The following is a 24,314-nucleotide window of genomic DNA, read 5'->3' on the forward strand; positions in this document are numbered from 1 at the left end:
ATAAGCCCTATTATTTTAGGGCTTTTTGTTGCGTGCAGATTATTTTGCATTATTTACCTGCGCTAGTAACTCTATAACTTTTTGTTGACCAAATGTTTGTGCAAATTGCTCTGCTGTTTGACCGGCTTTGTTTTGATGTGCGTTGTCGCAATCAAGTGATACGAGTGTTTTAGCTATACTAAATTCACCTCTAAAAATAGCGGCCATTAGCGCTGTGTTGCCTCGGTTATCTTCTAAACAGGCATTAGCGCCTAAGTGTAAAAGTGTGTTAACCGTGTTTTTATTACCATGGTAAGTAGCAATCATTAACGCGGTGTAGCCTTTATTGTTGTAGCTGTCGATAGGAATACCGGCATCTACAAATTGCTCTATTACAGCTGTGTCGTTTGTGCGTGCTGCGGCAAAGTAATAAGCAAATAAACTATCGTATTGAGTTTTTGCAGAATGTTGGGTTTCAGATTGAGTACTGGGTGTTTGTGTATCTGATGTATTTTGAGCGTAAACGCTACTGGTAAAGCTCAGAAATAGAGCGACTATAATTAATAAATTACGCATAACAATTGTCTCTTATAAAAGAGGAAGGGTTTATTCCTTCCTCATGATTGTGGTTTAAATAGCTATTTAGTTGGGACTAATTGCTTTTAACTAGTTGCCTATAAGTTAGCGGCTAGTTGTTTAACCATTTTAAGGTCGCCGTTTACAGCTTTAGTTAAGCGTGTACCGTACTCACTATCAGCTTTGTAAAAGTGGCTAAGCATTTTGTGTTTAACACTGCTGTTTTGCACTTTGCCTAAATCGCCTGCTAGGTTATTAATTAGGTTTGTACGTTCTTGCTTGCTAAAACCACGGTATATAACACCAGCTTGCGCGAAGTTTTGCTGCTTTTTAATCGCAGCTTGTTGTACAAAGCCTTTTAGCTCTGTGTTACTTCTACGTGCAATTGGGTTTTCAGCTACGTTTTCTTGGCTTGGCTGGTAGTTCACATTGCTTGTAGTGTTACCAATATTCATTGCGCCGTCTTGGTTGTAGTTAACCACTTCAACTTTTGCACGGTTAATTGGCAGTTGCTGGTGGTTAGCACCTAGGCGGTACATTTGTGTATCAGCGTAAGAAAACATACGACCTTGTAATAGTCTGTCTTCTGATGGCTCAATACCTGGAATAATGTTTGCCGGTGCCATTGCTACTTGTTCCGTAGATTGGAAGAAGTTAGTTGGCATACGGTTTAGGGTCATTGTTCCTACTTTAGTTTCTTTAATGTCTAACCACATTTTTGTTGCATCTAACGGGTTGTAATCAAAGTCATCAAGCTGCGATGGATCAAGCGTTTTAATGTACAGATCCCATTTAGGGAAATTGCCTTTGCCAATTTCGCTGTAAAGGTCGCGTGTTAAGTGTTGGAAGTCTTGGCTTTGCACTTTAGCTACTTCTTTTGCGTCAAGGTTATCAATACCTTGTTGGCTTACCCAATGAAACTTAACGTATTTAACATCGCCCGATTTGTTAATCATTTTGTATGCATGTACACCCCAACCGTCCATTTTACGAAGACTTGCTGGTGTACCGTAGTCGCTGTAAACCCACGTTAGCATTTGTGTAGAACCTGGTTCGTGCGAGAAAAAGTCAAATACGCGGTTAGGATCTTGAATATTATCAACCGGAGATGGTTTTAAAGAGTGAACCATGTCTGGAAATTTAATCGCATCGCGAATAAAGAACACCGGTAAGTTGTTACCTACTAAATCCCAGTTACCTTGGTCTGTGTAAAACTTAGTTGCAAAGCCACGTGGGTCACGCAGTGTTTCTGGGCTGCCTTTTGAGTGAATTACCGATGAAAAACGAACAAATACGTCTGTTTCTTTACCAGCTTGTGCAAACGGTGCTGCAATTGTTAAATCGTCTAGCTCTTTTGATGCTACAAACACACCGTGTGCGCCGGTACCACGAGCATGCACAACACGCTCAGGAATACGCTCACGTGCAAAGCGTTGCAGTTTTTGAATTAGTTGCACGTCTTCTAGTAATACACTGCCACGTTCGCCAGCAGTAATTGAATTTTGGTTGTCGCCAACAGCTGCGCCGTTATCTTTAGTAAGAGTTGTTGCTGCGCTTGCCGGTAATGCCATTGCAAGTGCCAGTGCAGTTAGTGTTAATTTTGTTTTGTTTATTTGAGTATTCATTGTCGACCTCATCTATTTAAAAGTGCCGGCAGTGGTGCAGGCTGTTAATCTGTTAACGATAGTATTAATTTTATTAACTTCGGTAAAACTGATTAATTAGATTGATGTGATTTGTAAAACAGATGAGATGAATTTGCAGATACACTTTTTACATTAATGTAATTTTTTTACTACGACCTTAGTCGCAATATGCTTTTATAAAATTTATTAAATACAAAGGTTTTTAGTTTTATCTGGCGGTATTTTCACCAAGCTGGTGCGTTTTATACTTACAGTGTGTTGACATATTCGCACAATAAAGGGAATATGCTCAACCAGTGAGCTTATGCTCATTGATGAGTTGCACTAAAAAGTTGCACAATATTAATCGCGCTTAACTCGTTATACTTAAATTAGCTAAACCAAACAGTGTTAATAAGGTGACAAGATGAATACTAATATTGAGCTAGTGATATTTGATTGTGATGGCGTTGTTATTGATAGCGAAATTTTAAGCGCACAAGTACTCATTAATATGCTTGTTGAAAAAGGCGTTGAGATTGACCGCGCTTATGTACAGCAACACTTTTTAGGCTGCAACTTTAAAACAGTAAGCCAAAAAATAGCGGATGCATTTAATGTCACTCTTCCTGAAAGCTTTGAAGGTGACTACCGCGAGGCACTATTAAACGAATTTGAAACCGGACTAACCACGACTGATGGTATAGAAGACGTACTTAACAATTTAGCTGTGCCTATTTGTATAGCTACAAGCAGTAGCCCAGCACGCACCGCAAAAGCGTTGAGCGTAGTGAGTTTAAGTAAGTACTTTAGCGATACGGTTTTTACCAGCAGCGAAGTTAAGCGTGGTAAACCGGCGCCTGATTTATTTTTACATGCAGCTAAGCAAATGGGTGTAAAGCCAGAGCATTGCTTAGTAATTGAAGACAGTAAAGCCGGCGTAAATGCAGGAATTGACGCCAATATGCAAGTACTGCATTACAGCGGTGGGCAACATATGCAAGGCTCTGTTAATCATGTACACAGTGCTTACCCAAATGTTGATCATTTAACGCATTGGCAAGATTTTTTTAGTGCATACCCTGCACTTAAAAAGCAGTAAACACGCAGCTTTTTAAATAAACAAAGTTTTAAACGCGATTTGCTCGCCTTACACACTGACAGGCAAGCAAACGCAAAATATAAATGTAGATGGTTTTGCTTTACTAAAAATAAAACAAAACATGGCAAAAGATCATGCGTTTATAAGCCAAATTATAAAAGGCAAAGTATTTAGGTACTATACCAATCTGCTTGAATATGGGGTTTATTTAACGATAAGAAAATTGCACTGTAACTAGGCAAAAATTTTTATATCTAGTTGTTCTAAATATAAAATTTTTAACGACGTTATGGGGTAATTTAACTCGTTAAATTATTCAAATAGTTATGCAGATTGGTATTAAATGCTTTGCTGTTAACAATAGGAAATACCATGGCAACGAGTCCACACACACAAACATTTAAAGATGTAAACGAAGAGCAACTTCCTGTTGCTAATAATAAGCTTCACGGCTGGAAGCATTTTGCAGGGCTATACGCCGGCGAACATGTTGCGGCTACTGAATTTGTTATTGGTGCAACGTTTGTTGCATTAGGCGCTTCAACCATCGACATTCTACTGGGTTTATTAATAGGCAACCTGTTAGCAATGTGTTCTTGGTGGCTGATTACTGCACCCATTGCAGTAGAAACCCGCTTAAGTTTATATAACTACTTAAACAAAATTGCTGGTAACTCAATGACCAAGCTCTATAACTGGGCTAACGTGGTTATTTTTAGTGTTATATCGGCCGCGATGATCACGGTATCCTCCACCGCCGTGCGGTTTTTGTTTGATATACCTGCGCAACTTGATTGGTATCCAAATAGCTTTTGGTTTGTAGCCATTGTTTTAGCTGTTGGCTCCATTGTTGTATTTGTTGCGATGTATGGCTTTTCTACGGTTGCTGACTTTTCAAAGCTGTGTGCGCCGTGGCTATTTGTTATATTTATTGCAGGCTCGTTTGCGTTATTCCCTGAGCTTTCAAATCACGTATTAGGTTCTACCTCTTTAACTAGCTTTAGCGACTTTATGACCATAGGCGACTCCTCCATATGGACGGGCACCAATGCCGATGGTGAAAAGGGCATTGGCCTATTAGAAGTGATTGGCTTTGCATGGGCTGCTAACTCAATAACTCACTTTGGTTTAATCGACATGGCTATTTTTAGATTTGCTAAACGCAAAAGCTATGGTTTGTTTTCTGGTGTGGGCATGTTTTTTGGTCATTACTTAGCGTGGATCTCTGCCGGTATTATGGGCGCAGGTGTTGCGGTATTACTTAAAACAACTATTTCATCACTTGATCCGGGCGATGTTGCATACCATGCATTAGGTTGGACTGGCTTTGTTATTGTAATTATTGCCGGTTGGACTACAGCTAACGCAAACCTTTACCGTGCAGGCCTTGCAGCGCAATCTATATTTGTTAATCAATCACGTGAACGCACCACCGCTATTGTAGGTGTTGTAACCGTAATTATTGCATGTTTCCCGTTTGTATTTTCTCAAATGCTTCCGCTACTTACTTACGCAGGCTTATTAGTTGTACCAGTAGGCGGCATTGTGTTTGCTGAGCATGTGTTATTTCCTAAAATTGGCCTAACACGTTACTGGGCTAAATATAAAAATATTACCCGCAGCGTACCGGCTATAGCATCTTGGGCGTTAGCACTTGTGTTTGGCTTTGGCTTAAACGCAATTGATGTAATGTCGTTTTACTACTTATTTATTCCTACATGGATTTTCACCATTGCTGTTTACACGCTTTTAGCTAAAAAATACGGCGCTGGTGACGATTACACACAAGAGATTGCAGCAGAAAAGCAAGAGCAACGTGATATTAAAGAATATCAAGCAGCTGAGGCTAAAGACATTCCAAAGCCAGTAATTGACAGCTCTGTATTTACCAAAGTACTTAACGCGGTTTCTACTGTTTCGTTGGTTATTATTTTTATATTTGCCAGCCAAGTGATGTTTTTCAGTGAAACTATGAGTATGTACAGCGCTAATAAATCGCAATTCGAAATAGCCTGTTTTATTTGTACTGTTATTTATTTTGTTACTGCGTACTGGTCGTTAAAACGCCATAAAGTACTCAACACAGCATCGTAATACAGTATCGTAATTTATATTTTATCTTTGTTTAGTAAGGTCACACCATGACACAATACCAACACACTGACGCTCTAGTTACAGGGCTAAACCAACAGAGCTTGGCTCAATTACCAAGCCATGTTGATACACCAACCTACGACCGTAGCGCAGTTAAAGCCGGTATTGTACATATTGGTGTGGGCGGTTTTCATCGTGCTCACCAAGCAGTGTATGTTAACGAGCTTTTAAAAACTCCGGGCTCTGAGCAATGGGGTATATGCGGTGTTGGTCTTTTAGAGGGTAACCGTGGTCTGCGTGATATTTTAAAGCAGCAAGATTACCTTTACACGCTTACTGTTAGACACCCAGACGGTACAATAGATAACAAAGTAATTGGCTCAATGATCGACTTTTTGTTTGCTCCAGAGGACAAACAAGCGGTAATTAATAAGCTAGCGCGCAGCGATACTAAAATTGTGTCGCTTACTATTACCGAAGGCGGTTACAACTTTAACCCTGCAACGGGCGAGTTTGATTACAGTAATCCAGATATTATTAACGACATTAATAACCCGAACGACCCAATTACAGCGTTCGGCTACATTACTGCTGCGTTAAAACTTCGTAAAGAGCAAGGCCTAGGCGCGTTTACAGTACAGTCGTGCGATAACATTCAGCACAACGGTAACGTAACACGCAAAATGCTTTTAGCCTTTGCTACAGAGCAAGACAAAGACCTAAGTGAGTGGATTGAGCAAAACGTATCGTTTCCAAATGCGATGGTTGACCGTATTACACCGGTATCTAAAAAGAGTGATATTGATTACGTGGTTGATGCATATGGTGTTAGCGACGAGTGGCCAATTACCTGTGAGTCGTTTACACAATGGGTAATAGAGGACACATTTAGTGACTCTCGTCCAAATTGGGATGTTGTTGGTGCTCAGTTTGTTACTGATGTAACGCCTTATGAAACCATGAAAATACGTTTACTTAATGCAGGGCATTCTGTACTTGGTTTATTAGGTTCAATCCATGGCTACGGCACTATTGACGAAACGGTATCGGATGAATTATTTGCCACATACCTACGTGCTTTTATGGATAAAGAAGTAACCCCAAATCTTGAACCACTTGAAGGCATTGACCTTGAAAGCTACAAAGATACGTTAATAGAGCGTTTTGCTAATCCTAATATTAAAGACAGCCTAGCGCGTATCTGTAGTGAAAGCTCAGCTAAACTGCCTAAGTTTTTAATTGCCACAATTAACGAAAACCTAGTACAAGGTCGAGATGTATCACTGGCAACGCTTGTTATTGCTACTTGGTGTTTGTACAGCGATAAAGGTTTAAGTGAAAACGGCGAGCAACTTGAAATTCAAGATGCTATGCACAAAGAGCTTAATTCTTACGCGCAAGAGACTCAAACTAGCCCGATTGCATTTTTAAAGTTAACGAGCTTGTTTGGTAAGCTTGAGCATAACGAAACGTTTACTGCTGAATATAAAAAGTCGATTGCTGCGTTGTATGCACCTAATAGTAAAATTAAAGCCATTATGCAGGCTGTACTTGATCAAAAGAGTAACTAATTATGAGCATTTTAATTAATCATAAATCAGGCGAAAACGTAAGTGTTAGCTGTTTTGGCGAAGTACTGTGGGATTGTTTTGATTCAGGTAAACGCTTAGGTGGCGCGCCACTTAACATGTGTGTGCGTATTAACTCACTTGGCATTAAAGCCGACATGATCAGCGCTGTTGGTAACGACGAGTTAGGCGCTGAGCTACTAGGCGAAATTACTAGCAAAGGCGTAAGCTGCGAATACATTGCTATCAATAGTGATAAAAAAACTAGCACGGTTGAGGTAACGCTCGACAGTGGTGGCTCTGCAAGTTATGAAATAGTGGCAGATACTGCGTGGGATAATATAGCGCTTACCGATGAGTTACTTAGTAAAGTTAAAAGTAGCGATGTATTTGTATTTGGCAGCCTAATTGGGCGAAGCGAAGCGTCTTTAGCAACGTTAAATCAACTCGTTGATGTAGCAAACTTTAAAGTATTTGACGTAAACCTACGTGCACCGCATTACAAGCTAGAAACACTTGTAGATTTAATGAATAAAGCAGACTTTATTAAATTAAACGATGAAGAGCTATACGAAATAGCAAAAGCGATGGGTTGTAAGTTTCATTCGCTTGAACAAAATTTAGCGTTTATAGCACAGCAAACAAATACCGATTACTTATGTGTAACTAAAGGTAGCCACGGTGCTTTATTAACAATCAAAGGCGAAAATTTTTATAATTCAGGTTATTTAATTAGCGTAATTGACACTGTTGGCGCAGGGGATTCGTTTTTTGGTTCGTTAATTTATCAGCTTTGTAGCAACGACGACGCGCAATATGCCGTTGACTTTGCATGTGCCGTTGGAGCAATGGTCGCCGAAAGTTCTGGTGCAACACCTACTTTAACGCATCAACAAATTAGTGAGTTTATGAACCCACTTTAAAAAAACATTGTGTGTGAAAGCGGTTATACGTAAAAGTTTAACCGCTTTTTTTGTGCCTAAAATAAGACATAGGCGATAAGTGAGTGTTAAGTGCGCAGGTTGCGTAAATAGTGGCTTATATCGATTATTGTATTAGCTAAACGTCTTATTGTTTGAGGGTTAAAGCTTTGTTATCGTTCGTCGATTATTCACGGATTGAAAAGGCGGGGCGACACACAATGCGCTCTATAACTAAAATACAAAAAGAGAAACGTGCTTTATGATCATCTTTTTTATCTGCCTCACTATTTTAATACTGGGCTATAAGTTTTACAGCCCATTTGTTGAAAAACAAGCCGGTTTGGATTCAACTGCTGACACACCACAAAAACGCTTTAGCGAAGGTGTTGATTACGTAGCTATTCACCCTGTACGAGCATTTTTAATTCAGTTTTTAAACATTGCTGGCGTAGGTCCAATATTTGGCCCAATTTTAGGTGCTTTATACGGACCAGTTGCACTAGTATGGATTGTACTTGGTAATGTTTTAGGTGGCGCTGTACACGACTTCTTCTCAGGTGTAATGAGTATAAAAGAAGACGGTAAAAGCCTACCAGAAATCGCAGGCCATTATTACAACGTCGTATTTAAAGGCTTTATGCTTGTATTTACTGCCATGCTACTGTTTTTTGTAGGTGTAGTATTTATTATGAGCCCTGCAGGTTTGCTAAGTAACCTTGATTTTTTTGAAGGTACAATACTGGCAAACAACACCTTTTGGGTACTTGCTATTTTAGCGTATTACTTTTTAGCGACCTTGCTACCAATTGATAAAATTATCACTAAGTTTTACCCAATTTTTGGTGCGCTAATGATTGTAATGACAGTGGCAATTGCTATTTCATTACTTATTAATGCGCCGCACTTACCTGTACCAAGTGACTTTTTAGCTTACTTTGAAGCTGATCACGCACATGACTTTTTAGAGCCAAACCCAGATGGATTACCAACATGGCCATTGTTATTTATAACAATTACCTGTGGTGCTATTAGTGGTTTTCACTCTACTCAAGCGCCTATTATTGCGCGCTGTTTAACTAACGAAAAATACGTACGTCCAGTTTATTACGGCGCTATGATGTGTGAAGGTATTGTAGGTTGTGTATGGGCACTTGCTGGTATTGCAGCGTTCCCAGATGGTTACGCAGGCTTAAAAGCATTGCTTGACCAAGGTGGTCCAGGCTTAGTTGTTAACCATGTAGCTAACAGTTACTTAGGCGTATTTGGCGGTATAATGGCAATTATTGCAGTAGCCGTATTCCCAATTACTTCTGGTGATACAGCGTTCCGCTCATTACGTTTAACTGTTGTTGATGCGTTTAATATTCCACAAAGCTTACGTAATCGCTTACTAGTGGCGGTGCCTATACTTGCTATAGCGTACTTTATGACGAAGCTCGATTTCTCATTAATTTGGCGCTACTTTGCATTTTCAAACATGCTGCTTTCTACAAGCGTATTATGGCTTGCTACTAAGTACTTGTTTGACCGTGGTACATTCCATTGGATTGCCAGTGTTCCTGCTGTTATAGCAACAGCGGTAACGGTTTCTTATATTGGCACTGCAGCAATTGGTCTTAACTTATCAAGCGATTTAGGTAAACCTATTGGCGCTGTAGTAACAGTGATTGGCTTAATTGTTTTAGCAATTGTGCACTCTAAGCATAAAGTTAAACCAACAGCGGTTTAATAATCACATAAGTTATTTCAAGCATTATAAAAGCGAGCTATTGATAATCAATAGCTCGCTTTTTTTGTGTACTAAATTTAGGTATTACTGAGTTGCAAGTTCAAAGTAACTATTATCGTCGAGCGTTTTGCTTATCATCATAGCGCCCTCAAGCAGGCTCACTGTTTGAATAGCTGCTTGAGCGGGGTTAGGCTCACCATTAGTTAAGTGTGCAGCGCTAAGCCATGTTAGGTTTTGATTAAAAAAGCGTTTTACTTCAAGGCGTACTTTATCTGGAAGGCTATCGCTTTCGGCTCCTAGTAACCCACATAAACACATTTTTTTATCGGTTACTAATGCACGTCTAAAAAGTTGAGTGTACACATCAATAGGATTTTTACCGCTTGCTTTAAGCTCGCTTGGCTCGCCTAACGCAGCTAAAAAAGAATTAGTATATTGATGAGCAAGCTCAGCACCTAAATCGGCCTTAGTCGGAAAGTGATAGTGCACACTGGCGCTTTTAATGCCGACTTCGCAGGCGAGCTCTCTAAAACTAAAATTACTGTATCCGCCAAGGCGCACCTTGTTTTCAGCTGCTTTTAATAAAGCTTCTTTTTTACTCATTTTTAATATTTCCTATCTGCAGTAACACCAGTTTTATTAAAAACATGATCATTGTATCGCATTAAATAACACACTAACTGCGTTAAAAATTATTCATACAGAATAACTAGATGTCATGATTTTCGCCTCGTTATTGCGCTATTTTCCTAGCGCAATAATAGATCACTTATTTAATGCAATTGGTACAGCAAAATTATCGACCAGTAGGTAGTTATTTACAAGTGTTTTTACTTTTAAGCAACTCCATAATTTTATTATGAATTAAGTTAAATCCCATAAATCAGAAAAATTTAAACGTTGACTTAAATTTAGTTTAATATTATAAATTACCTATCGATAGGTAGGTTCTGCCATTGACTCACTTTTAAACAATAAAGATAGAGATTGCTATGAAAATTTATGATGTAGAAAACTTTCCAAATCCACTTCGTGTTCGTATCGCTTTAGCTGAAAAAAATGCCACTGCAAATGTTGAGTTTGTACCTGTTGATTTATTAAATGGTGAACACAGAACAAAAGCCTTTTTAGCTAAAAATCCATTAGCAGGTGTACCCGTATTAGAGCTAGATGACGGCACGTTTATATCAGAAAGTACCGCTATTACTGAGTATATTGATACCGCATTTGAAGGCCCATCTTTAATGGGTGAAACCGCAAAAGAGCGTGCAGTAATTAACATGATGCAAAAACGCGCAGAATCTATGGTGCTTGACGCTGTGGCAACTTACTTTCATCATGCAACTGATGGCTTAGGTCCAGAGCTTGAAACGTATCAAAATGTGGCTTGGGGTGAAAAACAAGGCGAAAAAGCACGCCAAGGGTTTAGCTATTTTAATGATGTACTAGCGCAATCGGCGTTTGTTGGCGGCGAGCAGTTTAGTATTGCTGATATTACATTGTATGCTGGTCTGGTATTTGCTGGATTTGCACAAATAGCAATCCCGAATGAGTTAACCCATTTAGTTGCATGGCAAGAAAAAGTAGCAAAACGCCCAAGTGTTGCGGCTTAATTAGGTTGTTAGTTTAAAATTTAAGTGGAGTTACGGTTAGGAGCCAAATATGAAAATTGCTGCCGATTTTAGTAAACGAGTTGTGGTACATAGCGAATCACTTCCGTGGGTTGCATCGCCAATGGCGGGCGTTGATAGGCGAGCGCTCGATAGAGTGGGCGACGAAGTTGCTCGCGCAACGACCATTGTTCGTTATGCACCTGGGAGTGAATTTTCGCCACATGTACATACAGGCGGTGAAGAGTTTGTTGTGCTTGAAGGTGTATTTCAAGATGAACATGGTGACTTTGCGGCAGGTTCTTATATCCGTAACCCACCGCAATCAAAGCACAAACCGGGGTCTGAAAATGGCTGCGTTATATTTGTAAAGTTATGGCAGTTTCAGCCAGATGATCGAACCCACGTGCGTTTACAAACGGACTTGATGCAAAGTACGGCGCACCCTAGTTTTAAAAATGTAGCCGTAACCCCTTTATACAAAGACGATTTTGAAGACGTAAGCTTGTTGGACTTTAAGCCCAACGCCTGCATGGTTATAAGCGCAAAAGGCGGAGCTGAGCTGCTAGTACTTGAAGGCTCATTTGATGAGCAAGCCGATACCCTTGTAAAAAACAGTTGGTTAAGAGTGCCTATTAATAGCTCTGTTAACGTTAAAGCGGGAAGTAATGGTGCAAAAGTATGGCTTAAAACGGGCCATTTAACTGATGTAGAAAACCAGATATCTCGCGTACAAAATGCGTAATTGAGTCGTTTATTTGAGACTATTTAATGATCTAGCTCAGAACTATTTATTGATTTAGTTCAGGACTATTTATTGATTTAGTTCAGGACTAATTAATTTTAGAAGGTGTACTTTTACCACTCAGCCTATTTAAGGAGAGCAGTAATGGTACACACAACACATGGTTTATCGATTGGTCTTGAACGTGCAGGAAGAGAGTTTTTTTTAAAACTTAAAGCCGTTGGTACGCTTACTCACGACGACTACAAAATAATTACCCCAATGATAAATTCAGCTCTCGGCGAAGTTAAGCACCCAGTTGTAAACGCCTTAATAGATGGTAGCGAGCTTGAAGGTTGGGAATTACGCGCAGCGTGGGACGACCTCAAGTTAGGTGTTAAGCACTCTAAAGAATTTAAAAAAGTAGCTATTTACGGTAATAAAGAGTGGCAAGCTCGAATGGCCAAAATAGGTAACTGGTTTATATCGGGTGAGGTTCAATACTTTGAAAATGCTACCGCAGCCATAGATTGGCTAGACGAATAATAAATCCCTTCTTTCAAAAAATAGCGCTTACAAAGCGCTATTTCAACTCTTAAATAAAGGACTTATAGCGAACGTTTAATAGTTTTCGCTTATTGTTAAGTATCAATTTTATCAAAATACGTTACTAAGCTATCAATAAATGAACGAAGTGCAAGTGACTGATGTTTCCTAGAGCGGTAAATACCGTATATGTTCAAAGTTTGTGGTTTAAGGTGTGGTAGTAAATGTATTAACGTTCCATTATTTATATATTTCTGCGCAGCAAACTTAGGTTGTAGAGTTATTCCTTGATTATTAAGAGCAGCTTTTAACAGTAAGCTCGAATCATTAGCACTGAAGTTACCAGCAATCGCTACAGATACGGGTTTTTCAGGGTGTGAAAAATGCCACATACTTTTTTCAAACCGTGAATAGTTTAAACAGTTATGACGACTCAAATCATCCGTAGTTATAGGCTTAGAGTTTTTTTCTAAATATTCTGGGCTTGCACATAATACTGAATGGCATTTCCCAAGTGGGCGAGCAATTATATTAGGATCTAAGTCATTGGTAATTCTAATTGCTAAATCTATTCGCTCTTCTACCAAATTTGTAACGTGATTACTAATTTGTACATCAATACTGACTTCGGGATGAGCGTGCAAGAATTGTTGCAACATATCTGGTAGTACATCATGTGCTAAAAAAGGCGAGCACGACAACCTAATTTGCCCGTTTAATCTGTTATTACTTTCTATTGGCGCACTGATGTTTTGGGCGATGGCAATGAGCTCTCGGCTATGATTAAGTACTTTTTCACCCTCTGACGTGAGTGTTATTTTTCTTGTTGACCGATGGAGTAGTTGGGTATTTGCCCACTTTTCCATTTGATTCAAATACCGTGTAACCATAGATCTAGACATATCTAAAGCACGGGCAGCACCGGCTAGACTTTTCTGCTCTACAATTTTTATAAATACATCAGCTGCAATAATTCTATCCATTCACTTTGCCTATATGTTCGATTTATGCAACAGATAGTTGCATTCTGCCTAGTTTTTCATTCTTAAATTGCAACATACAATAGCCTCATCTTAACGAAATAACAAACAGGCTACTGAGAATGAAAAAAGTTAAACACGTATTAGCAGCAACAGCTTTATTAGCAAGCACATTAATGCAACCGGTATTAGCGCAAAGTGAATTAGTTGTTGATGTATATAACCCACAAGACAAAAGTATTTTTGCTGTTTCATCAAGCATTATAAGTGGTGATAACGAAGTGTTATTAGTGGATGCCCAATTTCAGCGTAATGATGCACAAGCATTGGTTGAAAAAATAAAAGCGAGCGGTAAAACATTAACAGCTGTTTATATTAGTCACAGCGACCCTGATTTTTACTTTGGTTTAGATGTAATTAAAGCTGCTTTTCCAAAAGCAAAGTTATTAGCGACTAAATCAACAGTAGAGAATATTAAGCGCTCAATGCAAGGAAAGTTAAATTATTGGGGGCCTATTTTAAAGAGCAATGCACCTAAAGAACTTATTTTGCCAGAAGTAATGCTATCTAATAGCCTAACTATAGATGGGAAAGAAATTATTATTAAAAATTTACAGCATGATCCAAAGCATACTTACCTTTGGATCCCTTCTATAAAAACAGTGCTGGGTGGGGTTGTAGTATTTGATCAAATGCATGTGTGGTTGGCCGATTCGAGCACTGCTGCAGAGCGTCAAACTTGGCAGTCAACATTAGATAACATCGAGAATTTAAAACCACAGACTGTTATTCCAGGTCATTTTTTACAGGGCAGTAAACAAGACCTTTCTGGTGTGTCATTCATGAAAGGATACTTAAATAAAGCGGATAGCGCTGCAAAAAATGCAAAAAACTCAACTGAATTTGTAGAGATAATGACTCAAGCTTACCCTGATTTAGGTGCAAGAAGCATTTTAGAGTTGGGCTCAAAAGTGGTTATGGGTGAGATGCAATGGCACTAAGTGCCCTTGCGTTAAGCAATTATTTAGATAGGAAATATTAATGAAAAACGTAACGTTACATATAATTGTTGACCCTTTATGTGGTTGGACTTACGGCAGCGTGCCCTTGATCACCGCTGCTGAAAATATTGATGGTTTAATTGTAAAAGTACACAGTGGAGGTATGCTAACAGGTGATAATGTCAAACCTGTGACTCCTGCATGGCGTGAATTTGCACTTAAAAACGACAGTGTCATAGCGAAGAAAACCGGTCAGGTATTTGGTAGTAACTATACTGATGGGCTTTTAAAAACCAACGATATTATACTCAACTCGGCTCCGGCTATTACCGCTATATTGGCAGCGCAAGAGCTTGGTATATCAGGTGGGGAAATGCTTAATAGTATTCAACATGCTTATTATGCTCAGGGTAAAAACATTATGCAGCTGCATGTACTGACTGATATTGCATTGGAGCTGGGTTTAAACAAGGCCTTATTTGAAACCCACTTTAATGCGCTAGAAGGCGGTGCAACAGATCAACATATAGCACAAAGCCGAGGCTTATTGCACGATATTCATGGGCAAGGCTTTCCTAGTGCAGCATTTGAATTTAACACAGGTAAGTGGCAAAAAGCCGATATAGCCCATTATTATGGAAAAACTGAGCAGTGGGTTACCTACTTACAGCAATCAGTTGCGCTAGTATAGTGTGATGAAATTTCTAAATAATAAAGCTGTTTATATTACAGCTTTATTGAGCTTCCTTTTTATAGTGCAAGGGTGTGCAAAAATGAACAACATAGACATAATTAAAAGTACGTATGAAGGCAAAACATCACAAGAGAATGGGCAAAATTTAGTTGCTCATGCAAGTGATACTATTACTTGGAAAGAGGCTGACGGTTTTGCTTATGCTGGTACATACCATGGTATGAATGACATTACTGAACATGTTTTTCAAAAGCTTGCAAGCGAGTGGTATAACTACACGTTTACGCCACAAAACTACTTATCCCAAGATGATACTGTTGTAGTGTATGGCACGTACTCTGGTACTTATATTAAAACGGGTAAAAAAATGCAAGCTAGGGTCGCGCATATTTGGCAGCTTAAAAATCAAAAAATAACGCACTTTGAACAAATAGTGGATAGTAAAATGGTGTTTGATGCTATGCAGTAACTACGCGTTACTGCATATATTTGAACTTAAAAAACATTAGGTCTATTAAAGTACATCAGCCAGCACAGGTAATGCCGGAAATGCCCCTTTAGCTAAACACGCTTTAGAGCCACATTTAAGAGCGAAGTGCAGGGCGCCTTTTACGCTCGCTTTATCATTTAGTTTATCTGCTAGTGGTAAATCACTTCCTAAGTTATTTAAGTAGTATAAAACCCCCGCTATAAATGCATCACCTGCGCTTGTTGTATCTACGGCGTTTATTTTTGGTGCCGATTCGTTAAGTGTAAATGCGCTGTGGTAAACCGTGGCAGGCTCTGGTCCATCGGTTAAAAACACCAGTTTTACTCCGGTATTTAATAGCATTTGAATGTAATCATCGCTCGTTGTATCGCTATGCTGAGCTAAAAAATTAAGTTCGTCACGCGAGAGTTTTACTATGTCACAATAGGTGTAACAGGCTTTTACATTGCTTGCTATATCGTTTGTGTTTTCCCACAAGCTGTAGCGTAAATTCACATCAAAACTGACGAGCTTATTATTCGCTTTTGCAAGTTCTAGCGCTTTAACCGTTGTGTTGGCAATTGCTGATTCGGTTAATGTGTTTGAACAAAAGTGTAGTGTGCTTATTTCTTGCCAATTTATATGCGCTAAATGCGCCTGCGTTAATAGTACATCGGCTGTGTTATGGCGATAAAAGCCAAAACTACGCTCGCCGGTTTCATCAAGGCTTACTATAACCATGGCGGTTTGTGAGCCTGGAATGGTAAATAAATAGTCTGTATTTACATTGTATTGCGCTAATGCATTACTTAATTGATTGGCAAAATGATCGTCCCCTTTACCACCACAAAATGCAGCCTCTGCGCCGAGTTTTGCGTAGCCAACAGCTACATTGGCAGGCGCGCCACCTGGTATAGGTAAATAGGCTGAGTTATTAGCATCTTGTGGCAGCATATCAATTAATAGCTCGCCTAAGCACAGGAGTTTAGTCATTTGGAATATCCTAAAAAGCCTAGCAAGGCTAGGCTAAAAAACGTGAAGGGTGTTATTTATTCATACTTTAAAAGGCGCTACAGTGACTACTCACCGCAGCGCAATACACACATTTAGTTAAAAGCGTATTTTAAAGTTACCGACGTTGTGCGGCCGTTAATAGTACGGGCACGAATAATGTTATTTTCAGGTACTGAACCTTCTTCTGCTTCTGTAATACCTACTGTATCGAAGAGGTTATTCACATTAAGCGCAATATTAAGGTTTTCAGATAAGTCATAGCTTACAAAGCCATTTACCTGTGTGTAGCCGTCAAATTGTAGATCGTTATTATCTTGAGCGTATGCATCGGTAGTACCAATGAAACTTACCCCTGCAGCGCCTTTTTCATAGTTGTAACGTGCCATTAATGAGTAAATTAAATCGGCTTGACGACGTGGTGTATTACCTACAACATCTGGGTTAAGCGCATCTTTTGCTATTTCTGCATCGGTCCAAGTTAAATTACCGCGAAAATCCCATGCATCAATAAAGTAAGTAGATTCTATTTCAATCCCTTTTGCTTCGTATTCACGGTCAAAAAACGTTTGTGATGTTGCTTCAAAATTTTGCTCTTCAGTTTCGGCAAAAAACGCAGTAGCAAACACTGATAATGAATCAAAGCGCTTTTTAACACCAAACTCAAACTGGTTTACTTCATCAACAGCGTCTTCTTTTGCAACAGAGCCGTCGGCGCGTACTTTACCAAATAAAAGACGGTCAGCATTTGCACGCCCACCTTTACTAATACGTGCAAACGTAGCAAGGCTTGGGTCAATTTGATAATTAGCACCAATTGAATAAGAAGAATAGTTCCAGTCATAGTTTACTGGGCTGGCGTTGGCAATATCAATACCTGCAACGTTTTGCTCAGGGATTGATATTTCTCCGTCGCGGTTCATATCTACAGTTGATGTTACGGCACCTGCATAGTTACCGCGAGCTTCGCCACTGTCGTAACGGGCACTTGCATCAATGCTTACGTCGCCTAATTTAGTAGAGAATGCAACGTATGGTGCACGGGTGTCGTACTCTGTGTCGTAATCACGTTGGCAACAGTTTCCCCAGTAAGGTGTGCCATATGCATATAAACCATTTTCTGAAAATTCAGTACCGTCAGCTGCAGTAACATTTAATAATGCAGCATTGTCGCCTTTAAGCTCCATAAGGTATGAATTCCATAACCACGACATAGCAATGTTTTGTGTTGACGCGTAATAACCAAAGGTAATGCTGGTGTCATCATCAAACGATTTAGTTAGTTTAAAGTCGTTAACTAATGAATCGAAGTCGTTCATTGTTACGTCAAACGTATGAATTCGCATAGCAAGGTCGTCGTTAAATGCAGCGCCCGTGTTTGCGTTACTGAGTGTTGCGCCTACACCACCAATGCTCTGTGCAATAGATGATGCGCTGCCAACCTCTGCAGGAATAAGCGAGTTAAAGTTGCCGCTTATTGATGATTTACGAAAACGGTTTTCGATACGCCAATCGTTATCTAAATCAAATACAGCTTCAAAACCAACAGAGTCAACCTTTGGATTCATACCATCGCGAATATCGCCGCTACTGATTTGGTTTTCACCATTTAAACGTACTGTTTTAGTAAATAACGCTGAGTGAGGTGTGTCTGATTGCGCATCAAAGCCAGCAATAGAGTCACCATTTGAGTACATTGGCATAGGAAGGTAGCCAACACTCTTATCGTCTAAGTGTTTGTAATAAAGGCGAACGTAACCGTTGTCGAAATCTTTAGTAAGATTAGCTTTTATTTGGCCACCTTTATTAGACGTGTAACCTGTTTCGCGCGGGCCTTCGCCTTGTCGAACAAAGCCACCAACATGAAAACGCACGCTATCGGTTAAGTAAGTGCCGTATTCAAAGTCTGTACGAACGCTGTCGTAATCTAAGCCAAGTGTTGTAGATACACTGCCAGATTCGTTTTCGCCATTTTTAGAGATAAAGTTAATAATGCCACCAGGTGCATTACTTGCGGCAGTAGATGCTGAGCCACCACGAATCGATTCGATAGTTTGCACAGTGTTATCTAATCGCATAAAAATATCTGAATTACCAAAAGCGATATCACCGTATTGCAGTACAGGTAAACCATCTTCTTGTAATTGTAAAAATTTTGCACCGCCTGAAGCAACTGGCAGGCCACGAACAGCAATATTTGCATTACCTTCGCCACCTGTCGATTCTGCACGGATACCAGGAATGATTCTAAAAGCCTCGGCTGTTGAGCGAGGAGTAGACACCTGAACTTGTTCAAGTGATACGCTACTAACTGAAACGCTTGAAGCCATGATTGTTGTTCGACGTGGTACGCCGGTTACAACAATTGTTTCAAGACCTTTGTTTTGTGATGCTTCAGGTGTTGCTTGGTCTGTTTCTTGTGCGTTAACGCCTTGACTTACGGCAAGTGCTAAAGCGCTGATTAAATATAAAGGTGTATTGTGTGTTGTCATGTGAACGCCTCGTTGTGTTGAACCCAGTAGGATTTGTTATTTTCACTTAATCGATTAAGTAAAAATAACAAATATTTTACAATAAGCAAATTATTTTGTGTTTAATTTGCTCTTTTATTATTCATATGTTGATTTTAAAAGTATTTTTTATTGTATTGAGATACAAATTTATTAAGCTGTTGGGTTATTTTCTTGTAAAGCACTCATTGATGGGTCGCGTAAATAATTGAACAACATAGCTACAAATAAAATCACGGCAAACCCTGTTGCTAAGTAAAAGCCATAGCGCACATGGCCAAAGTAATCGCTGATCATACCCATAAATAAAGGAGCTAAAGCAGCCGATAATGCGGTAAAAAATAATATAACGCCGGCTACGGCTCCATGGCGCTCAGCAGGAAAACACGATATACCTTTAGAGTTTAAAGTTGGATAAACCATAGACATAAATAAACCTGAAAGAGGTAGTAACCCTACAGCCCAGTCAACGCCACCAATAAGTGTACCCACATAACAAAGCGCAATACCTAAGCTTAAATAAGCCATAACACCTTGCCAGCTATAACGATTTAGTAACCATACAGCAATAAAACGACCTGCAGCACGTAGTATAAAAAATATAGTAAGTGCATAAGTGGCAAGGAGCGGCCAAGAGCCTGTGTAGTCCTTTAATAGCGTTGGCATCCATACATAAATAGCCACTTCAGTCGCTACATAAAGTGCAATAGCTAAAGAAAAGCCAAGTGCATAAGGGTTTTTTACCATTTTCATGGTCGTGGCCAAAGAGGCTGGCTTTTCAGTTGTTTTAACTACGTCAGGGTAGTCTGCGCGCCATGCTAATAAAGCAAGGATTAAACACATTACGCCCGCAGTAATATACAGGTATGTCCAACTAACGTTTTGCACTAATAAAACACCAACTAGGGCAGGGCCTACAATAGCGCCAATGCCAAAAAAGCCCTCAACCTTGTTCATAGTTTTAGTATGGTCGTCGTTACTATGTGAAATATCGCCAAGCAATGCCAGTGCGCCGGTTTTAAATAAACCAATGGCCAGGCCTATGCAGCAAAGCAATACTAAAAAGAAAGTAAAACTGGTGCTAAATGCAAATAAAAAACAACTCGCGGAAAATATTAATAGACCTAGCATAATGGTTTTTTTACGGCCAAGGCTGTCAGCTAAAAAGCCTAAAAATAATCCACTAAAGGCAATGAGTGCCATAGGAGCGTAATGAAATGCACTAGCTTGAGTCATGCTCAAACCGAAATCTTTTATAAGTTCGGGGATTATCATGCCGACTGCGTCAGAGGTCATGGCAAACATAAAAAACATCATGTATGTAAGCCAGCGTATTTGTTGCAGTGGGTCGCTGCTTACGTGAGTGTGTGATTTTGTCATGTGTTTATTCCTCGTTAAATTCTCTATTAATACTTCGTAAGTCAGTCAGTTGCTTACTGTAGTATCACGTGAGACACGAAATTTGTATGTAAAATTATTAAAAATTACTTGTAAATTCTTACTCGCTAGTTAAAGATATATCTTAATCGATTAAGTTTCAACATGGTAATCACACAATGATGAAGAATAAAGTTCAATTGATCACATATGCTGATCGAATCACTGGCCAAAATATAGGCGCGCTAACCACACTTTTAAACGGCCCTTTAAAAGGCGTATTTGGTGGTGTGCACTTATTGCCATTTTACAATCCTATTGATGGCAGCGATGCTGGCTTTGACCCTATTGACCATAGTGAAGTTGATTCTAGAATAGGCACTTGGGAAGACATACAAGTATTAGGTAAAGATCTCGACTTAATGGCTGACCTAATTGTTAACCATGTATCGGCGCAGTCTTTTCAGTTTCAAGATGTATTAGCTAAAGGTAAGCAATCAGAATTTTGGGATTTGTTTTTAACCAAAGATGATGTATTTCCAAATGGTATGAGCGAAGCTGAGCAAAAAGCAATTTACCGCCCACGTCCTGGTAGTTGCTTTACCCCAATGAAATGTGGTGATGGTAAAACGTATGACTTCTGGACCACTTTTACCGATAACCAAATTGATATAAACGTAAAAGTAGAAGCCGGTGTTGCGTATTTAAATAACGTACTCACTAAATTTTCGGCTAACAATGTAAATATTATTCGTTTAGATGCGGCGGGTTACGCTATTAAGCAAGCTGGCACTAACTGCTTTATGCTTGATGAAACGTTTGGCTACCTAGATAACTTATCTAAGCAAGCAAACGATTTAGGCATGGAAACCATTGCAGAAATTCATAGCCATTATCAAACTCAGGTAGAAGTGGCAAAACGCGTAAATATGGTTTACGACTTTGCGTTACCACCGCTTATTTTACACAGCTTATTTAACAACGATGTAGATGCACTGCTCAAATGGTTACAAATTTCGCCACGTAATTGCTTAACTGTACTTGATACACATGACGGTATTGGCATTATTGACGCAGGTCCAATGGGCGACAAACCAGGGCTATTAAATGCACAGCAGATTGATAACCTAGTAGAAACAATGCACGCCAACAGCAACAACCAAAGCCGCCAAGCTACGGGCGCTGCGGCGAGTAATGTCGACTTATATCAAGTTAACTGTACGTACTACAACGCATTAGGCGCTAAAGACTTTGATTACTTACTGTCGCGTGCACTTCAATTTTTTGCTCCAGGTGTACCACAAGTTTATTACGGCGGCCTATTTGCTTGCGAAAACGACATGGAATTACTGACAAATACAAATGTAGGCCGTGATATTAACCGCCCATATTTAGATGCAAATATAATCGACAAAGCCTTAAATAAGCCTGTAGTAAAAGGTTTAATTGAATTAATTAAAATTCGCAATTCACACCCTGCATTTGCAGGTGAATTTAGCGCCCAAGGTGAAGGCAGTATGTGTTGTTTATCGTGGCAACTAGATGAGCAAACTATTTCACTTACTGTTGATTTTAAATTACGCCATGCACTTATTACGCAGGTAAATGGTGATGAAGAAACAACGATTAACTTAAATTCATTTTTAGCTTAATGTTATAAAAGTAATTTACAAACGCCATGTAAAGCAAAAGCCAAGCTTAAGTAGCTTGGCTTTTTAACACATAAAACTATTACAAGGTTTGTAAGCTAACTACTCGCACCAATCTCTAATTCGTAACTGACTTCCTGAGTTTTTTCTTCTTTAGAAATAAATAATTCGGCGGCTATAACGCCTTTTTCTTGGCTGTTTTGATGAATGGTGGTGAGGCGAGGCACAAACCGGGCTGCTTCATCAATACCATCAAAGCCCACAATACGCAGTTCTTCACCTATTTTTATGCCTTGTTTTATTGCTTCTCGCATTGTGGCAAGCGCAATTAAATCACTCATACAAATAATAACGTTAGGACGAGGGGAGGCACTTAAAACCTCTTTAGCAGCAATATTAGCAAAACGCTCGCTACTTTCAGGAATGTTCCAAATACGATCGTCAGCTACCGTAATATTTGCCTCGCTTAAAGCGCGTTGATAACCACGTAAACGTTGATGCGAAATAGATTGTCCGGTTTCAAATTCGTGGTGTTCATACACGCGGCATAATACGTTTTCATCAAGTAATCTAAGCCCTAATATAGCCACTTTATCGCTTTGATTATGCAGTACGTGTTTAGCAATTTCGTAACTTGCTTGCTCGTTATTAATATTTACAGAGGCATTGCGAGCAATATCAAAATCAATTGTCACTACATGTTTAGACACTGTTTTTAACTGCTCAACTAACGCGTTATTACGAGGGCGGCCATAACAAATAAAGCCATCTACCAAGTCGACCACGTTGTTAAGGTTACCGCTATTACCTGAAAACAATAAAACATTAATGCCGTTTTTTTCAAGCACCGAGGTAACACCGCGCATAAAGCTGCTAGCCACAGGGTCCGACACCATGTATTCCACACTATCGGGCAGCACTAAAGCGACAATATTAAATGTGCCATTACGCAACGATTGCGCGGCCTTATTGGGCCCGTAATAGCCCAAAGTTTTACACGCTGCAAGAATATCGTCTCGGCGTTTAGCCGATAGCTGATCAGGGCGATTAAACGCATTAGATACTGTCGCGTTAGACACACCTAACTCTTTAGCAATACTTTTTAGGGTCCAGCGGGTTTGCTTACTCATACCAATTCTTTACTCAATACACATGTTAATAAACTAACATATTCAGGGCGTTAGCAAAGTAAAAAAATAAGATTTTAGGGCTAATGTCGGCATTCTTTAGGCGCAATGCCAAAGGTTTGTTTAAATAGGCGACTAAAGTGGCTCGCGCTATTAAATCCAACATCAAAGCACACTTGGCTAATTGCATGGCCTTGTAGTAATTGAGTACGCGCTTTTTTTAGTCTTAACTGTTGCTGCCAAAGGGCTGGGGTAGTGCCAAATGCGAGTTTAAATTGATGATAAAACTTACTTCGGCTCATACATGCTATTTTGCATAAGGTATTTATGTCGAGCGTTTCACTTAAGTGTTCTTCAATATAAAGCAGGGCATCGCTCACTTTTGTTTTAAGGCGTGGCTTATCGCAGCTAGCTAGCAATAGCTCGCGGCTTTGTTGTTGTAATAAACGGGTGATCAATTCGTTCAACGACAAATCAATCAAGTAATGTCGCTGTGCGCCTTGCTCACTAAATAAATGCACCATGCGCTCTAATAATTGCTGCGTTTGAATATTATGTTGGGTATGCACTAACTGAGGTACATATTCAAATAAGCCATCGTGTGCAAAATTTTGCTGCATGTTTAGTGCATTCGCCACGCTCGTTATTTTATCTGTGCTAATTTCAATGGCTAAACAGGTGGTTGGGGCGTGCATTGATGCTTGTGGAAAATCAATTAAAACACCTTGCTCTGGCGCTAATACAAACGACTCGTGTGGTAAAAATACTTTATGGTATTGGCTGCTTTCTACGTGCATTACCTTTTTGCCGCTTAGCATGGCACAAAACAGCAGCTCGTTTGAGTGCAGTGCTACCTTTTGCGCGCTTTGATACGTGTCGTAAATACTCAACTCACTGCTATCTGCAGCGAATGTGACTTTATTTTCTATTAATACATCAAGTTGTTGGCGTTTTTTGTTTAACTGAGATGTGTGCATATCAATCCTTTAGGTTTTATTAGTTTGGACTCACAGACAACTT

The 24,314-nt window shown here is 39.5% G+C and carries 21 protein-coding genes; 12 read left to right on the plus strand and 9 right to left on the minus strand.

The annotated features are described in order from the left end of the window. Positions 1-39: 39 nt before the first annotated feature. Together H5117_RS06380 and H5117_RS06385 are read right to left on the minus strand one after the other, a co-directional pair. Complete coding sequence (locus tag H5117_RS06380; protein WP_004334678.1) at positions 40-555, minus strand: ankyrin repeat domain-containing protein; 516 nt, start codon at positions 553-555, stop codon at positions 40-42. Positions 556-653: 98 nt separating this feature from the next. Beyond that, positions 654-2,180: a catalase gene (locus H5117_RS06385; protein WP_039488381.1), complete on the minus strand. Its 1,527-nt coding sequence runs from the start codon at positions 2,178-2,180 to the stop codon at positions 654-656. 427 nt (positions 2,181-2,607) lie between these two features. Between H5117_RS06385 and H5117_RS06390 the strand changes: the two genes are divergently transcribed. The 5 genes from H5117_RS06390 (at position 2,608) to H5117_RS06410 (ending at position 9,596) form a co-directional block, all read left to right on the plus strand. Further along, entirely contained in the window at positions 2,608-3,282 is a 675-nt protein-coding gene (locus tag H5117_RS06390) for an HAD family phosphatase (RefSeq protein WP_149593207.1), read from the plus strand. A gap of 372 nt (positions 3,283-3,654) precedes the next feature. Then, the gene (locus H5117_RS06395) at positions 3,655-5,376 is read left to right on the plus strand and encodes a cytosine permease (protein WP_165723387.1); all 1,722 of its coding nucleotides are present in this window, start codon (positions 3,655-3,657) and stop codon (positions 5,374-5,376) included. A gap of 47 nt (positions 5,377-5,423) precedes the next feature. Next, on the plus strand, positions 5,424-6,947 hold the full coding sequence (locus tag H5117_RS06400) for a mannitol dehydrogenase family protein (RefSeq protein ID WP_182736733.1): 1,524 nt from the start codon (positions 5,424-5,426) through the stop codon (positions 6,945-6,947). Between the two features lie 2 nt (positions 6,948-6,949). Continuing rightward, positions 6,950-7,867, plus strand: a complete 918-nt coding sequence (locus H5117_RS06405; protein ID WP_182711731.1) for a carbohydrate kinase — start codon at positions 6,950-6,952, stop codon at positions 7,865-7,867. A gap of 259 nt (positions 7,868-8,126) precedes the next feature. After that, a complete protein-coding gene (locus H5117_RS06410; protein WP_004334688.1) occupies positions 8,127-9,596 on the plus strand; it encodes a carbon starvation protein A in 1,470 nt (489 codons plus the stop codon). An 84-nt stretch (positions 9,597-9,680) separates the two neighbouring features. Here the strand turns inward: H5117_RS06410 and H5117_RS06415 are convergent, their stop codons facing one another. Further along, positions 9,681-10,199: a TetR/AcrR family transcriptional regulator gene (locus H5117_RS06415; protein ID WP_182736735.1), complete on the minus strand. Its 519-nt coding sequence runs from the start codon at positions 10,197-10,199 to the stop codon at positions 9,681-9,683. Positions 10,200-10,588: 389 nt separating this feature from the next. Between H5117_RS06415 and H5117_RS06420 the strand changes: the two genes are divergently transcribed. The 3 genes from H5117_RS06420 to H5117_RS06430 all read left to right on the plus strand — a co-directional run bounded on the left by H5117_RS06420 (position 10,589) and on the right by H5117_RS06430 (position 12,476). Beyond that, positions 10,589-11,209, plus strand: coding sequence for a glutathione S-transferase family protein (locus H5117_RS06420; RefSeq protein ID WP_182692369.1), 621 nt, complete (start codon positions 10,589-10,591; stop codon positions 11,207-11,209). A 49-nt stretch (positions 11,210-11,258) separates the two neighbouring features. Beyond that, complete coding sequence (locus tag H5117_RS06425) at positions 11,259-11,951, plus strand: cupin domain-containing protein (protein WP_024595730.1); 693 nt, start codon at positions 11,259-11,261, stop codon at positions 11,949-11,951. Between the two features lie 144 nt (positions 11,952-12,095). Further along, positions 12,096-12,476 carry an STAS/SEC14 domain-containing protein gene (locus H5117_RS06430; protein ID WP_002960091.1) on the plus strand — a complete coding sequence of 127 codons (381 nt, stop codon included), beginning with the start codon at positions 12,096-12,098 and terminating at the stop codon, positions 12,474-12,476. A 95-nt stretch (positions 12,477-12,571) separates the two neighbouring features. Here H5117_RS06430 and H5117_RS06435 read toward each other — a convergent pair whose 3' ends face one another. Next, positions 12,572-13,459: a LysR family transcriptional regulator gene (locus H5117_RS06435; RefSeq protein WP_024595729.1), complete on the minus strand. Its 888-nt coding sequence runs from the start codon at positions 13,457-13,459 to the stop codon at positions 12,572-12,574. Between the two features lie 119 nt (positions 13,460-13,578). Between H5117_RS06435 and H5117_RS06440 the strand changes: the two genes are divergently transcribed. From H5117_RS06440 to H5117_RS06450, 3 genes are all read left to right on the plus strand, one after another. After that, positions 13,579-14,457 (plus strand): MBL fold metallo-hydrolase, encoded by an 879-nt coding sequence (locus H5117_RS06440; protein WP_024595728.1) that lies wholly within the window; start codon positions 13,579-13,581, stop codon positions 14,455-14,457. A gap of 40 nt (positions 14,458-14,497) precedes the next feature. Continuing rightward, the gene (locus H5117_RS06445) at positions 14,498-15,148 is read left to right on the plus strand and encodes a DsbA family protein (RefSeq protein WP_182695368.1); all 651 of its coding nucleotides are present in this window, start codon (positions 14,498-14,500) and stop codon (positions 15,146-15,148) included. Between the two features lie 82 nt (positions 15,149-15,230). Then, on the plus strand, positions 15,231-15,620 hold the full coding sequence (locus tag H5117_RS06450) for a nuclear transport factor 2 family protein (protein ID WP_149603532.1): 390 nt from the start codon (positions 15,231-15,233) through the stop codon (positions 15,618-15,620). A 45-nt stretch (positions 15,621-15,665) separates the two neighbouring features. Here H5117_RS06450 and H5117_RS06455 read toward each other — a convergent pair whose 3' ends face one another. The 3 genes from H5117_RS06455 to H5117_RS06465 form a co-directional block, all read right to left on the minus strand. Then, positions 15,666-16,613 carry a carbohydrate kinase gene (locus tag H5117_RS06455; protein ID WP_182695369.1) on the minus strand — a complete coding sequence of 316 codons (948 nt, stop codon included), beginning with the start codon at positions 16,611-16,613 and terminating at the stop codon, positions 15,666-15,668. A 113-nt stretch (positions 16,614-16,726) separates the two neighbouring features. Next, positions 16,727-19,123: a TonB-dependent siderophore receptor gene (locus tag H5117_RS06460; protein WP_182692364.1), complete on the minus strand. Its 2,397-nt coding sequence runs from the start codon at positions 19,121-19,123 to the stop codon at positions 16,727-16,729. A gap of 171 nt (positions 19,124-19,294) precedes the next feature. After that, a complete protein-coding gene (locus H5117_RS06465; RefSeq protein WP_039488390.1) occupies positions 19,295-20,521 on the minus strand; it encodes a sugar MFS transporter in 1,227 nt (408 codons plus the stop codon). Between the two features lie 176 nt (positions 20,522-20,697). On the opposite strand from H5117_RS06465, the gene gtfA reads away from it, so the two are divergent. Beyond that, positions 20,698-22,170, plus strand: coding sequence for a sucrose phosphorylase (gene gtfA / locus H5117_RS06470; protein WP_182736745.1), 1,473 nt, complete (start codon positions 20,698-20,700; stop codon positions 22,168-22,170). A 95-nt stretch (positions 22,171-22,265) separates the two neighbouring features. On the opposite strand, the gene H5117_RS06475 is transcribed toward gtfA, so the two are convergent. Next, on the minus strand, positions 22,266-23,297 hold the full coding sequence (locus tag H5117_RS06475) for a LacI family DNA-binding transcriptional regulator (protein WP_182695370.1): 1,032 nt from the start codon (positions 23,295-23,297) through the stop codon (positions 22,266-22,268). Between the two features lie 80 nt (positions 23,298-23,377). Continuing rightward, on the minus strand, positions 23,378-24,271 hold the full coding sequence (locus H5117_RS06480) for an AraC family transcriptional regulator (protein WP_182736747.1): 894 nt from the start codon (positions 24,269-24,271) through the stop codon (positions 23,378-23,380). Positions 24,272-24,314: the final 43 nt, after the last annotated feature.

It is taken from the genome of Pseudoalteromonas sp. SG45-1 (assembly GCF_014164135.1).
In the GTDB taxonomy this organism is placed as follows: domain Bacteria; phylum Pseudomonadota; class Gammaproteobacteria; order Enterobacterales; family Alteromonadaceae; genus Pseudoalteromonas; species Pseudoalteromonas distincta.

Excerpts from the sequence above, each read along its gene's own strand:
- H5117_RS06380 (WP_004334678.1), bottom strand. The coding sequence starts at position 555 with ATGCGTAATTTATTAATTATAGTCGCTCTATTTCTGAGCTTTACCAGT.
- H5117_RS06445 (WP_182695368.1), top strand. The coding sequence starts at position 14,498 with ATGAAAAACGTAACGTTACATATAATTGTTGACCCTTTATGTGGTTGG.
- H5117_RS06450 (WP_149603532.1), top strand. The coding sequence starts at position 15,231 with ATGAACAACATAGACATAATTAAAAGTACGTATGAAGGCAAAACATCA.
- H5117_RS06430 (WP_002960091.1), top strand. The coding sequence starts at position 12,096 with ATGGTACACACAACACATGGTTTATCGATTGGTCTTGAACGTGCAGGA.
- H5117_RS06415 (WP_182736735.1), bottom strand. The coding sequence starts at position 10,199 with ATGAGTAAAAAAGAAGCTTTATTAAAAGCAGCTGAAAACAAGGTGCGC.
- H5117_RS06395 (WP_165723387.1), top strand. The coding sequence starts at position 3,655 with ATGGCAACGAGTCCACACACACAAACATTTAAAGATGTAAACGAAGAG.
- H5117_RS06475 (WP_182695370.1), bottom strand. The coding sequence starts at position 23,297 with ATGAGTAAGCAAACCCGCTGGACCCTAAAAAGTATTGCTAAAGAGTTA.
- H5117_RS06410 (WP_004334688.1), top strand. The coding sequence starts at position 8,127 with ATGATCATCTTTTTTATCTGCCTCACTATTTTAATACTGGGCTATAAG.
- H5117_RS06400 (WP_182736733.1), top strand. The coding sequence starts at position 5,424 with ATGACACAATACCAACACACTGACGCTCTAGTTACAGGGCTAAACCAA.
- H5117_RS06405 (WP_182711731.1), top strand. The coding sequence starts at position 6,950 with ATGAGCATTTTAATTAATCATAAATCAGGCGAAAACGTAAGTGTTAGC.
- gtfA (WP_182736745.1), top strand. The coding sequence starts at position 20,698 with ATGATGAAGAATAAAGTTCAATTGATCACATATGCTGATCGAATCACT.
- H5117_RS06425 (WP_024595730.1), top strand. The coding sequence starts at position 11,259 with ATGAAAATTGCTGCCGATTTTAGTAAACGAGTTGTGGTACATAGCGAA.
- H5117_RS06420 (WP_182692369.1), top strand. The coding sequence starts at position 10,589 with ATGAAAATTTATGATGTAGAAAACTTTCCAAATCCACTTCGTGTTCGT.
- H5117_RS06385 (WP_039488381.1), bottom strand. The coding sequence starts at position 2,180 with ATGAATACTCAAATAAACAAAACAAAATTAACACTAACTGCACTGGCA.
- H5117_RS06435 (WP_024595729.1), bottom strand. The coding sequence starts at position 13,459 with ATGGATAGAATTATTGCAGCTGATGTATTTATAAAAATTGTAGAGCAG.
- H5117_RS06460 (WP_182692364.1), bottom strand. The coding sequence starts at position 19,123 with ATGACAACACACAATACACCTTTATATTTAATCAGCGCTTTAGCACTT.
- H5117_RS06465 (WP_039488390.1), bottom strand. The coding sequence starts at position 20,521 with ATGACAAAATCACACACTCACGTAAGCAGCGACCCACTGCAACAAATA.
- H5117_RS06440 (WP_024595728.1), top strand. The coding sequence starts at position 13,579 with ATGAAAAAAGTTAAACACGTATTAGCAGCAACAGCTTTATTAGCAAGC.
- H5117_RS06480 (WP_182736747.1), bottom strand. The coding sequence starts at position 24,271 with ATGCACACATCTCAGTTAAACAAAAAACGCCAACAACTTGATGTATTA.
- H5117_RS06390 (WP_149593207.1), top strand. The coding sequence starts at position 2,608 with ATGAATACTAATATTGAGCTAGTGATATTTGATTGTGATGGCGTTGTT.
- H5117_RS06455 (WP_182695369.1), bottom strand. The coding sequence starts at position 16,613 with ATGACTAAACTCCTGTGCTTAGGCGAGCTATTAATTGATATGCTGCCA.